Source organism: Prauserella cavernicola (genome assembly GCF_016595675.1).
GTDB lineage: Bacteria > Actinomycetota > Actinomycetes > Mycobacteriales > Pseudonocardiaceae > Prauserella_A > Prauserella_A cavernicola.
Genome location: NZ_JAENJH010000001.1, coordinates 642,719 through 654,764 on the forward strand (window position 1 = coordinate 642,719; position 12,046 = coordinate 654,764).

A 12,046-nucleotide genomic window follows, 5' to 3' on the forward strand; every position below is an offset into this window, starting at 1 on the left:
TCCTCCACGTCCGTGGCAGCCTTGACACGTTCTGCGGCGACGCTAGGCATCCGGGCACCTGGTCGGGACCAGGAAGTTGTCTCACTTTGAGACAGCGCGCACCATGGAAGCGGTGTGCGCGGCCGGTAGCGTCACCGTGGTCGCAACGTCGCGCCCGGGGAGGTCGAGGTGGAGAAGTCGGTCACAGCGGCGCCGCGGCTGCGCGCGTCCTGGCTGCGCAGTGAGCGCTACGGCGTGACCGAGGACGAGATGCGCCCGGTCTTCACCGGCTCGGTCGACTCGGGTTCGCTGCTGTTCGAGTGCGGCAGCGAGGTGCTGCGGGGATTGCAGACGACGCTCGCCAACGAGCCGATCAGCCTCATGATCACCGACAGTGATGGACTGGTGCTGAGCAGGCTGTGCCACGACACCGACATCAACCGCTCGCTCGACCGCGTGCACCTGGCTCCGGGCTTCTACTTCGCCGAGCGCAACGCCGGCACGAACGGTCTCGGGCTCGCGCTCGCCGACCGCGCTCCGTCACTGGTGCGGGCGCAGGAGCACTTCTGCACGGGGTTGCGCGGCTACACGTGCGCCGCCGCGCCCGTGCTGGACCCGGTCACGGGCGGGCTCGCGGGCAGCGTGAACCTCACGACGTGGTCGGACTCGTCGTCGGAGCTGCTCCTGGCGCTGGCACAGGCCGCGGCGGGCAACACGGCCGCGCTCATGCTGGCGCGCAGTGCGGGCCACACGGCCAGGCCCGCGCCGAGGGGCGAGGTGTTCCGGGTCTACGCCGACCGGTTCGACGACGACGCAGCGCGGCGGCTCTCCCCCGGCTGGACCGCCGCGGTGTCGGAGGCGATCGACGCGCTCGGCCAGGGCCGCGTCGTCGCGGTGGTCGGCGAGCCCGGCGCAGGCAAGACGGCACTCGCCTCGCTGGCCCGGCGGGAGCTGCGGGCCCGGCAGCGGGTGCTCAGCGCCCGCTGTCCCGCCGCCGAGGACGTCGAGGCGTGGCTGGAGCTGTGGACTCCCGAGCTGGGCAAGGACAGCACGTGCGTGATCGTGTCCGGCGTCGGCGGCCTGCCCGCGTGGGCCGCGGGCGAACTGGCCAGGGTGTTCACCTCGGTGCGCCGCGGGCCGGGCGAGGGGCTGCAGCCGTTCGTGCTCACCGCGCAGAGCTACGACGCGCTGCCCGAGGCGCTGAGCCCGCTGGTCGACACCGTGGTGGAGGTGCCGCCGCTGCGCGCGCGGCCCGACGACATCCTCCCGCTGGCCGAGTGGTTCGCGCGGGCCGACCGCAGGCGCCCGGTGACGTTCACGCCCGCGGCCGTGCGGGCGTTGCGGGCCTACGACTGGCCGGAGAACGTGAAGCAGCTGCGCCGCGTCGTGCACGAGGCCGCGACGCGCGCCGAGGTGATCGACGTGCACCACCTGCCCGCCGAGGTCTTCACCGACGCACGCCGTCCGCTGAACAGGTTGCAGGCACTGGAACGCGACGAGATCGTGCGCTGCCTGACCGAACCGGGCACCACCGTCGCGAAGGCCGCGGCCCAGCTCGGCATGGGCAGGGCCACGGTGTACCGCAAGCTGGCCCAGTACGGCATCACCCTGCCCGGCCGCGGCTGAGCCGTCGCACCCGAGCCGCGCGGCACTGTCGGTGCCGGGGGCTAGTGTTGCGGCGAGAAGAGGCGCCGTGGTGGGAGGGTCGTCGCGTGGGCTCGCGGTGGACTGTGGAGCGGGTGCTGCGGCTCGCGCCCGACAGCGCCTCGGCCAAGGCCGCGCGCACGCTGGCCCGGCCGGCGACGTGGTCGGCGCTGGGCAGCACCGAGTCGCTGGTGTGGGGCAAGTGCCAGGGCAGCGCCAGGGAGCCGTACCAGGTGACGGTGGATCTCCACGAGCCCGCGTTCCGGTGCACGTGCCCGAGCCGCAAGTTCCCGTGCAAACACGGCCTCGCACTGCTGTTGCTGTGGGCCGCGAACGACGGGACGGTGACCGACCTCGACGAGGCGTCCGGTTTCGCCGCCGACTGGGCCCACGAACGCGCGGAGCGCGCCGCGAAAGCCGCGAGCCGCGCCGCCTCGACGCCCGATCCGGAGGCGGCGGCGAAGCGGCAGGCCGATCGCGAGAGCCTGATGAGCGCGGGTCTCGACGAGTTCGAACGCTGGCTGTTCGACCTGGTGCGCCAGGGGCTCGCCGGAGTACGCGCGCAGCCAGCGGGGTTCTGGGAGACCGCCGCGGCCCGGCTCGTCGATGCCCAGGTGCCGGGGCTCGCCGAGCGGGTCAGGGCGCTGGGCGCCGAGGTGCACGTCAGGACCGACTGGGCGGAGCACGTGCTCGGCAGGGTGGGGCGCTGGTTCCTGGCGGTGCGGGCGTGGCGGCGGCGAGCCTCGCTGTCGGCGGCCGAGCTGGGCGACCTGCGCGCGCTGCTCGGCTGGGCGCGGCGCTCCGACGAGGTGCTCGCGGGCGAGCGCGTGGCCGATCGCTGGTGGGTGCTCGGGCTGCGCCAGGACGAGGACGAACGGCTGCTGTCCCAGCGCACGTGGCTCTACGGAGAGCGAACCGGGCAGATGGTGGTGCTGCTCGACTTCGCCGCCGCGGGCGGGGCGCTGCGGGTGCCGCACGTGCTCGGTTCGGTGCTCGATGGCGAGCTCGCCCTCTACCCCGGCGCGGAGCCGCGACGCGCGCTGCTGGCCGGCGAGGTCACCACGGCCACGGGCGACGGCCTGCCGGTCGCCGACAGCGTCACCGCCGCGCTGGAGAGGTCAGCGAGCTGGCTGGCCGCGAACCCGTGGCTGGAGCGGATTCCCCTGGCGTTGCGCGCGGTGACGGTCGTACCGGACGAGGACGGCACCGTGCTGGTGGACAACGAGGGCCACGCGTTGCCGCTGGAGCGCGGCGCCGACGTGTGGCCGCTGCTGGCGCTGTCCGGCGGGCATCCGGTGGACCTGTTCGGCGAGTGGATCGACGAGCGTGTCCACCCGTGCAGCCTCGTCGCGGGCGGCAGGCTGGTGGCGGTGTGAGCGACTGGGACGGTCTGTTGGCCACGGCGCTCGTCGGCACGGGGCGCCGGGCGCCGCGCGACGACGTGCTGGCCGGGGTGGTCGAACCGGGCGCGTTGCCGGTGGAGGGTCCCGAGGCGGAGGTGCTGGCCTCGGCCGCCGTGCTGGCGGTCTACCGGCGAGCCGGGTGGGTGCCGCCCACGTGGCAGGGCGAGCGGCCCGCACCGGCGGGGCCCGACACCCGGCCGGAGTGCTCCGAGACGGCGGCGCAGCTACTGGAGCTGCTGCTCGAACGCGGCGTGCGGATGGACGGCGGCAACGCGGCACTCACCGAGCACTGGCTGCGCGCGTGTGTGGCGGCGGGCAGGCGCCCGCCCGCGCGGCTGCTGGTGAGCCTGTTGCAGACCGCGACCGTCGAGACCTCACTGCGCGAGGCCGCCCGCGACGCGGCGGGGCCGAGGGGCGCGTGGCTCGCCGTCCGCAACCGGCGCTGGTCCTGGGCGGCGGCCGTCGACGTCAACGGCACCGAAGGAGACGTCGGCGAGCGCTTCGCCACCGCGGCGCGTGCCGAGCGGCTGGCCCTGCTCACCGCGCTGCGCCGTACCGATCCCGCCGGGGCGAGGGAGCTGGTGGAGGGGACGTGGCCGAGCGAGCAGGCCGCCAGCCGCGCGGCGCTGCTCGACGCGCTCGGCACCGGCCTGTCCGATGCCGACGAGGACTTCCTGGAGTCGGCGCTGGCCGACCGGGCCGCGACCGTACGGGCCGCGGCGGCCGCGCTGCTGGACCGGCTCCCCCGCTCACGTCGCGCGCGGCGGATGGCGGCCAGGGTCGAGGCGCTCACCCGCCCCGACGGCGGTATCGCGCTGCCCGCCGAACCCGACGCCGGCGCCCGCGCCGACGGGATCACCGACCAGCGCGAGCCCGGACACGGGCTGCGGGCGTCGTGGCTGATCCAGTTGGTCGGCGCCGCGCCACTGCCGCCGGTGCGCGATCCGCGCGGTGAGCCCGGCGAGCTGGTCGCGGGCTGGACGAGGGCCGCGCTGCGCCAGCGCCACCACGACTGGCTGGCCACGCTCGCCGAGGCCACGCCCACGGCGGAGCTGCTCGGCGCGCTGCCGCCGGAGCGGGCCGCCGCGATCGTGGCCGTACAGCCGAGCGTGGACGCCCGGTTCGCCGGCCTGCTCGCCGCGTGTCCAGGGCCGTGGCCGGCCACGTTCTCCGCCGACGTCGTCGCGCGGCTGCGCGGGGTGCGCACCGACCGGCTGCTCACCCTGGCCTATCCGGCGCTGGCCGAGCGGCTCCATCCCGCCGCACTGCCGGACGTGGACGACTGGCTCGAGGCCACCGCGCGCGAGCAGCGCGCCCGCCGCCGTATGCTGCGCGGCCTCGCGCACGCACTGACCATCCGACGGACGATCGAGCAGGAGTTCTCATGACCGACGTGCCCTCGATCCTGCGGGCGCACGCCGAGGAGCAGCACGCCGAGGAACTGGCGGTGCTCGCCGGTACCGACGAGCGCCCACGCCCGCCGCACTGGCGGCTCTCGCCGTGGGCCGTGGCCACCTACGTCCTCGGCGGCGAGGCTCCCGACGGCACGCCGATCAGCCCGAAGTACCTGGGCGCGCGCAGGCTCGTGGAGGTCGCCATCGCGACGTTGGCCACGGACCGAGCGCTGCTGCTGCTCGGCGTTCCCGGCACCGCCAAGACGTGGCTCTCGGAACATCTGGCCGCCGCGATCTCGGGCGATTCGACCCAGCTGGTACAGGGCACGAGCGGCACCGCCGAGGAGTCCATCCGCTACGGGTGGAACTACGCGCGGCTGCTGGCCGAGGGGCCGTCCCGCAACGCGCTCGTGGCGAGCCCGGTGCTGCGCGCCATGGAACGCGGCGGCATCGCGCGGGTCGAGGAGCTCACCCGCATCCCGTCGGACGTGCAGGACGCGCTGATCACGGTGCTGAGCGAGAAGTCGCTGCCGATCCCCGAGCTCGACGACGAGGTGCAGGCTCGCGGCGGGTTCAACGTGATCGCCACGGCCAACGACCGCGACCGCGGCGTCAACGAGCTCTCGGCAGCGCTCAAGCGCCGGTTCAACGTCGTGGTGCTGCCGCTGCCCGCCGACGTCGAGTCGGAGGTCGAGATCGTGCGGCTGCGCGTCGGTCAGCTGGGCGAGACGCTGCGACTGCCCGCCGACGAGGAGTCGGTGGCCGAGATCCGCCGCGTGGTCACGGTGTTCCGCGAACTGCGCGACGGTGTCACCGCCGACGGGCGCACGAAGATCAAGTCACCGTCGGGCACGTTGAGCACGGCCGAGGCGATCTCGGTGATGACCAGCGGCATCGCGCTGGCCGCGCACTTCGGCGACGGCGTGGTGCGCGCCGACGACGTCGCCGCGGGACTGCACGGCGCGGTGGTGAAGGACCCGGTCGCCGACCGGCTCGTCTGGCAGGAGTACCTGGAGGCGGTGGTGCGCGAGCGCACGCCGTGGTCCGACCTGTACCGGGCGTGCCGCGAGCTGGTGTGAAGGGCGGCGCGCGCCCGGCACACGTGCTGGGCATCCGGCACCACGGCCCCGGTTCGGCGCGGGCGGTGCGCACGGCGCTGGACGACCTGTCACCGTCGGTGGTACTGATCGAGGGGCCGCCGGAACTGGACGCCGTCGCGCCGCTGGTGTCCTCGCCCGACCTTCGGCCGCCCGTGGCCGGGCTCGTGTATTCGGTGAACGACCCCGCGACGGCGGCGTTCTACCCGATGGCGGTGTTCTCGCCGGAGTGGGTGGCACTGCGCTGGGCCGCCGAGCACGGCAGCCGAGTGCGGTTCCTCGATCTGCCGGCGGCCACCGCGCTGGCGCTCGGTGAGCAGGAGGACGAGGCCGCGCGGCCCGACCCGATCGGCACGCTCGCGACGGCCGCCGGGTACGACGACGCGGAGCGCTGGTGGGAGGACGCGATCGAGCTGCGCTATCACGCTCTCGATGTCTTCGACGCCATCCTCGACGCGATGCGATCCCTGCGGGAGGGACAGGAGATCGACCTCGCCACCCGGCGCAGGGAGGCCGCGATGCGCCGCGTGCTGCGGCAGGAACTTCGCGCGCAGGACCCGGGTCCCGTCGCCGTGGTGTGCGGCGCCTGGCACGCGCCCGCGCTGGTGCCCGGTGACTTCCCGACCGTCGCGTCGGATACCGCTCTGCTCAAGGGACTGCGATCCACGAAGGTCGCCGCCACGTGGGTGCCGTGGACCTCGGGCAGGCTCGCGCGCGCCAGCGGGTACGGCGCCGGAGTGGACTCCCCCGGCTGGTACCACCACCTGTTCACCACCACCGACGACGTCGTGGGCCGCTGGCTAGTGCGCGTGGCCGGGTTGCTGCGCCGCGAACAGCACGACACGTCGTCGGCGGCCGTGATCGAGGCCGTGCGGCTGGCCGACGCGCTCGCGGCGCTGCGAGGCAGGCCGCGACCCGGGCTCGCCGAGGTGACGGAGTCGGCGCAGGCGGTGCTCACCGGCGGCTCACCGGTGCCGATGCGGCTCGTCGCGCGCGACCTGCTTGTCGGCGACGTGCTCGGTCACGTCCCCGACGACACTCCCATGGTGCCGCTGGCCCGCGACCTCGCGGCCACGCGGAAACGGCTGCGGCTCAAGCAGAGCGCGGCCGAGCAGACGCTCGACCTCGACCTGCGCACCGCGTCCCACCTCGAACGCAGCAAGCTGCTGCACCGGCTGCGACTGCTCGGGGTTCCGTGGGGCGAGCCCGCCGAGACCGGGCGCACCCGCGGCACGTTCCGGGAGGCGTGGACGCTGTTGTGGCGGCCGGAGCTCGACGTGGCGCTGATCGAGGCCAGCGGCTACGGATCCACCATCGCCTCGGCGGCGTCGGCGGTGCTCACCCAGCGCGCGGCCGAGGCCGACGTCGCGGCGCTCGCGGAGCTGGTGGAGACCACGCTCGTCGCCGACCTGCCGGACGCGCTGGCCGTCGTCCTCGCCGCACTCGACGAACGCGCGGCACACCAGCACGACACGACGCGGCTCATGGCGGCCGTCGAGCCGATGGCGCGGGTCCGCCGCTACGGCACCGTGCGGCGCGCGGACACCGAACTGGTGCAGCGGGTACTCACCGGCGTCGTCACGCGCGTGAGCGTCGGGCTTGCCGCCGTGTGCGCCACCGTGGACGACGACGCCGCGGCCACCGTGCGCGCACTCGTGGACGGCGTCCAGCGTGGCATCGCGCTGCTCGACCAGGACGCGCTGCGGCAGGACTGGCAACGGGCGCTGGGCACGGTCGCCGAACAGCAGGGCGTGCACGGGCTCATCGCCGGCAGGGCCACGCGCCTGCTGCTCGACGCCGGGCTGCTCGACGTGGACGAGGCGGGCAGGCGGCTGTCACGGCGCCTGTCCCCCGGCGCGGACGCCGTGAGCGCGGCGGCGTGGCTCGAGGGATTCCTGTCCGGCGAGGCGGCGTTGCTGATCCACGAGCCCGAGCTGCTGGCGGTGGTCGACCGGTGGGCGGGCGAGGTCGAGGGCGACGTGTTCGACCGCCTGCTTCCCTTGCTGCGCCGGACGTTCTCCACCTTCACCGCCGCCGAGCGGCGCGGCATCGGCGAGCGGGTCGCCCAGCTCGGCCGCGGCGGCACCGCACCGGCCGACTCCGGCGACACCGGAATCGACACCGCCCGCGCGGCCCGCGTGGTGCCCCGGATCCTCGAACTGCTCGGGAGCGACACATGAGCGACCGGCTCCGCCGCTGGCGGCTGATCCTCGGCGGGGACGACGCCGACGGCACCGGAACCGAACTGTCCGATGTGGATCTCAAGCGCGACGACACACTGGAGGCTTTGTACGGCAGCGAGAAGCGCGGCGGCGGGCTCGGCGCCTCGTCGCCGAGGGTCGCGCGCTGGCTCGGCGACATCCGCGGCTACTTCCCCGCCTCGGTGGTGCGGGTGATGCAGCGCGACGCGATGGACCGGCTGGGGCTGCGGCAGCTGCTGCTGGAGCCGGAGCTGCTGGAGTCGGTGCAGCCCGATGTGCACCTGGTGGGCACGCTGCTCAGCCTCAACCAGGCCATTCCCGAGCGCTCGCGCGAGACGGCGCGGGCCGTGGTGAGGCAGGTGGTGGCCGAGCTGGAGCGCAGGCTCGCCCAGCGGACGCGGCAGGCGGTCACCGGCGCGCTACACCGGGCAGGCCGCACGCGCAGGCCGAGGGCCGCCGACATCGACTGGAACCGCACGATCCTGGCCAATCTCAGGCACTACCAGCCCGAGCACCGCACCGTGGTGCCCGACCGGCTCGTGGGCTACGGCCGCAGGCTGCCACAGGTGAGCCGCGAGGTGGTGCTGTGCCTCGACCAGAGCGGGTCGATGGCGGCGTCGGTGGTGTACGCGGGCGTGTTCGGCGCCGTGCTCGCCTCGATCCGGTCGCTGCGCACGCGGGTGATCGCGTTCGACACCTCGGTCGCCGACCTCACCGACGCGGTGTCGGATCCGGTGGAGCTGCTCTTCGGCGTGCAGCTCGGCGGTGGCACCGACATCAACGCCGCGCTCGCCTACTGCCAGTCGCGTGTCTCCGATCCCCGCAACACGATCGTCGTCCTGGTCTCGGATCTGTACGAGGGTGGCGACCGGGCCGAGCTGCTGCGGCGGGCGCGGGCGATGGTCGCCTCCGGCGTGCGGCTGGTGTGCCTGCTGGCGCTCAGCGACGACGGCGCGCCCGCCTACGACCACGACACCGCCGCGGAACTCGCCGCGCTCGGGGTCCCCGCGTTCGCGTGCACGCCTGAGCTGTTTCCCGAGCTGCTCGCGGCGGCGATCCAGCGCGACGACCTCGCCGCGTGGGCGGGCGACCACGACATCCCGCTCGCCGCGCAGCCCGCCCAGGACTGAGCTCACGCGACCGCGAACAGCAACCCCGCCGCGACCGCCTCGACGAGGAAGTAGAACCAGATCGGGTAGAACGCGGTGGGCGCGTCCACCACGCGCGAGAGCACGCGGCCCAGCGCCATGCCGGCGAGCGCCGCGGCCACGGCCAGCACCGCGCCGGGCCGCAGCCCCTCGACGCCGGCGGCGGCCAGCGCGAGCAGCACGGCGATGGCGACGCCGAACCCGCCGTAGACGGCGCGCACCTCGGACCGGCTCTCCGGCGCCGTCGCGGCGAGCCCGAAGGGACGCGCGAGCGCCGCGGGGGCGGCGAGCGCGTACACCCCCATGCCGAGGAAGAACACGCCGACGGCGGCGATCACGATGGTGGCCACGTACTCTCCTGCTGATCCGGTGGGACGGGAGGCCAGGATGACGCGCACCACCGCTGCGGCGCTTCCGGAAACGTGCTGTGCGGTGCTGTGGCTGTGGCCCGGTCAGGCGCTGTACGCGGGCCCGTCGTTGCGGCTGGGCACGCACAGCGGTTCCGTGTCGTGTCTGGCCATCGGCGTGGACGCCCCGTTCACGGTGCGCACCGACGCCCACGGCGAGCACCGGGTACGCAGCGCGCTGATCGGACCACGCGTGCCGCACCGGGTCGTCGCGGGCGGCGAGCGGATGGTGTTCTGCTACCTCGACCCCGCCTCGGCGAGCGAACGCTCGTGCCGAGACCGGATGCGCGGGCGCGACCCGGTGCTCGCCCTCCACCATGCCGCCGAGGAGGAGCTGGCCGCCCACGACCTCACCGGCGCGGTCGCGGCGCGGGGCTGGCTCGCACTCGCCTGCCCCCGCGCCGAACCCGTACTGGACGAGCGGATCGCGGCGGCCACGGCCGTGCTGCGCGCCGATCCGGCACCGTCGGCCGCCGAGCTGGCCGCGGAGGCGGGGCTGTCGATGTCGCGGTTCCTGCACCTGTTCCGCGCGCAGACCGGCACGAGCGTGCGCCGGTACCGGTTGTGGGCACGCATGTTGCGGGCAGGAACGCTGCTCGCCGAAGGCGGCGACCTCACCGGCGCCGCGGTGGGCGCCGGGTTCGCGAGCCCGTCACACTTCAGCGACAGCTTCCGCGCGATGTCCGGGCTCGCGCCCTCGGCGTTGCTCGCCACCGGTGTGGACATCCGGTTCGGCGACGTGCTCAGCGCACGCGGGTGAGCTCGTCGGCTCCCAGCACGTCCTCGCCGTAGAGGTCGCGTAGCCAGTTGGTCTGGTACACGGTGTCGAGGTAGCGCTCACCGAGGTCGGGGGCGATCGCCACGGCCGTGAGCCCGGGATGCCCGGCGAGCCACGACGTCGCACCCGACACGACGGTGCCCGTGGAACCGCCGAAGAGGAACCCGCCGCGCGCCAGCCGGTGACACGCCCGGACCGTGTCGGCCTCCTCCACCAGCACCACGTCATCCACAAAGGACTCGTCCAGCATGGGCGGTCGCACGCTCGTGCCGAGCCCGGGGATCATGCGTCTGCCCGCCGTTCCGCCGAAGCTCACCGAACCGGCACTGTCCACCGCGACCACGCGGACCTCCCGCCGCCAGTGGCGGAACCAGCGGGCGCAGCCCATCAGCGTTCCCGTGGTCCCCGTACCGACGAACAGCACGTCGAGGTCCGGGAACTGACGGGCGATCGCCGGCGCCGTGGTGCGGTAGTGGGCGCGCCAGTTTCCGGGGTTGGTGTACTGGTTGAGCCACACGTAACGCTCGTCGGAGCCGCACAACGCGCGCACGTAGTCGAGCCGCGCGCCCAGGTAGCCGCCGACGGGATCGGGCTCGGCGATCACGTGCACCTCGCCGCCCAGCGCCTCCATGAGCCGCCGGGTGGAGAGGTTGCAGCGCGAGTCCGTGACGCACACGAACCGGTAGCCCTTGCTCGCCGCGATGATGCTCAGCGCCACCCCCAGGTTGCCCGACGAGGATTCGATCAGCACCGAACCGGGCAACAGCACACCCGCGCGCTCGGCGTCCTCCACCATCTCGACCGCGGCCTTGAGCTTGATCGAGCCCGCGAAGTTGAAACCCTCGCACTTCAGGAACAACGGCTGGCCGACGATCGCTCGCACATCGACGTACAGTTCGTCCTCGTTGAAGTCGAGCGGAACCGAGATTACCGGCACGTCCACGACCCCCTTTCTCGTCCCCTCCACTCAGCCGAAACGGCTCAGCTCTCCGAAAAACCCGTCGACGACGTGCAGTGCGCCGGACCGCGCCACCGCGTCGTAGACGTACCTGCCCACCGCGAGGTCGAGCACGCCCAGCCCGAACGGCGAGAACACCACCGGCCGGTCCTCGGGTGGCGTGACACGGCCCGCCATCACGTCGGCGAGCGTGCCGTCGAGGAACTCGCGGTCCCCCGTCAGCTGCTCGGCCAAGTGAGGCGAGGTGTTGGCCTTGAGGCAGTGCTCGACGTCGTCCACGACGTTGGCCGAGGCCAGCAGCAGCTCCGGGCTCAGGTCGCGCAGCGACACGTGCAGCACCAGCGGGTTGTGCTCGAACCACGCCCGCTCACCGACGTGCGGGCTGCCGGCGATGGTCGCGAACACCACCAGGTCGCTGGCGCGGATGAGCTCCTCGGCCTTGTCGTGGACGGTGATCCGCCCCTGCTCGCCCGACCGTTCGAGGTAGCCGACGAAGCCCGCCGCGCTGTCGGGAGCGAGGTCGTGCACGCCGACGTCGGCGAACGACCAGCCTGTCGCGGTCAGGAACGTGTGCACGTACCTCGCGATCAGCCCGGTGCCGAAGAACCCGATGCGGGCCGGCCTGCCGCGCCGCCTGCTCAGCCAATCGGCCGCCGACGCCGCGAGCGCCGCGGTGCGCGTGGCGCTGATGATCGAGCTCTCCAGGCACGCGAACGGGTAGCCGGTCTCGTGGTCGTTGAGGATCAGGACCGCCGACGCCCTCGGCAGGCCGCCGGTCACGTTGCCGGGAAAGCTGGAGATCCACTTCACCCCGTGCACCGACGAGCGCCCGCCGAGCGACGCGGGCAGCGCGATGATGCGGTCGTCGGGCCGGTCGGGAAACCGCAGGAAGTACGACGGCGGGTTCACGGTGCCGCCCGCGCTGTGCAGCAGATAGGTCCGTTCGGTGAGGGCCACGAGCTCGGGCTCGCGCCCGCGCAGCACCTCGCGCACCTGAGCGCCGCCGATCACCGCGAACGCGGGCTCACCCGCCACGG

Annotated in this window: 10 protein-coding genes; 7 read left to right on the forward strand and 3 right to left on the reverse strand. The window is 74.0% G+C overall.

Features of this window, described 5'->3' with window-relative positions; genetic code table 11:
* Positions 1-168 precede the first annotated feature (168 nt).
* The 6 genes from JHE00_RS03110 to JHE00_RS03135 all read left to right on the forward strand — a co-directional run bounded on the left by JHE00_RS03110 (position 169) and on the right by JHE00_RS03135 (position 8,848).
* A complete protein-coding gene (locus JHE00_RS03110) occupies positions 169-1,605 on the forward strand; it encodes an AAA-type ATPase lid domain-containing protein (RefSeq protein WP_307831793.1) in 1,437 nt (478 codons plus the stop codon).
* Between the two features lie 86 nt (positions 1,606-1,691).
* Entirely contained in the window at positions 1,692-2,999 is a 1,308-nt protein-coding gene (locus JHE00_RS03115; RefSeq protein ID WP_307831794.1) for an SWIM zinc finger family protein, read from the forward strand.
* Positions 2,996-4,414, forward strand: coding sequence for a DUF5691 domain-containing protein (locus JHE00_RS03120; RefSeq protein WP_200314512.1), 1,419 nt, complete (start codon positions 2,996-2,998; stop codon positions 4,412-4,414). Before JHE00_RS03115 ends, JHE00_RS03120 begins: the two co-directional genes overlap by 4 nt.
* On the forward strand, positions 4,411-5,499 hold the full coding sequence (locus JHE00_RS03125; RefSeq protein ID WP_200314513.1) for an ATP-binding protein: 1,089 nt from the start codon (positions 4,411-4,413) through the stop codon (positions 5,497-5,499). Before JHE00_RS03120 ends, JHE00_RS03125 begins: the two co-directional genes overlap by 4 nt.
* The gene (locus JHE00_RS03130; protein ID WP_200314515.1) at positions 5,496-7,697 is read left to right on the forward strand and encodes a DUF5682 family protein; all 2,202 of its coding nucleotides are present in this window, start codon (positions 5,496-5,498) and stop codon (positions 7,695-7,697) included. Before JHE00_RS03125 ends, JHE00_RS03130 begins: the two co-directional genes overlap by 4 nt.
* Positions 7,694-8,848: a VWA domain-containing protein gene (locus tag JHE00_RS03135; protein ID WP_200314517.1), complete on the forward strand. Its 1,155-nt coding sequence runs from the start codon at positions 7,694-7,696 to the stop codon at positions 8,846-8,848. The genes JHE00_RS03130 and JHE00_RS03135 overlap by 4 nt, the downstream gene beginning before the upstream one ends.
* A 2-nt stretch (positions 8,849-8,850) precedes the next feature.
* On the opposite strand, the gene JHE00_RS03140 is transcribed toward JHE00_RS03135, so the two are convergent.
* Positions 8,851-9,216: a DUF4345 family protein gene (locus JHE00_RS03140; protein WP_200314519.1), complete on the reverse strand. Its 366-nt coding sequence runs from the start codon at positions 9,214-9,216 to the stop codon at positions 8,851-8,853.
* Between the two features lie 37 nt (positions 9,217-9,253).
* Here JHE00_RS03140 and JHE00_RS03145 point away from each other — a divergent pair, with 37 nt between their 5' ends.
* Positions 9,254-10,033 carry an AraC family transcriptional regulator gene (locus tag JHE00_RS03145; protein ID WP_200314521.1) on the forward strand — a complete coding sequence of 260 codons (780 nt, stop codon included), beginning with the start codon at positions 9,254-9,256 and terminating at the stop codon, positions 10,031-10,033.
* Here the strand turns inward: JHE00_RS03145 and sbnA are convergent.
* Entirely contained in the window at positions 10,017-10,988 is a 972-nt protein-coding gene (sbnA, locus tag JHE00_RS03150; RefSeq protein WP_200315797.1) for a 2,3-diaminopropionate biosynthesis protein SbnA, read from the reverse strand. The two genes, JHE00_RS03145 and sbnA, sit on opposite strands and share 17 nt — an antisense overlap.
* Positions 10,989-11,018: 30 nt before the next feature.
* Complete coding sequence (gene sbnB / locus JHE00_RS03155; protein WP_200315799.1) at positions 11,019-12,044, reverse strand: 2,3-diaminopropionate biosynthesis protein SbnB; 1,026 nt, start codon at positions 12,042-12,044, stop codon at positions 11,019-11,021.
* Positions 12,045-12,046 lie beyond the last annotated feature (2 nt).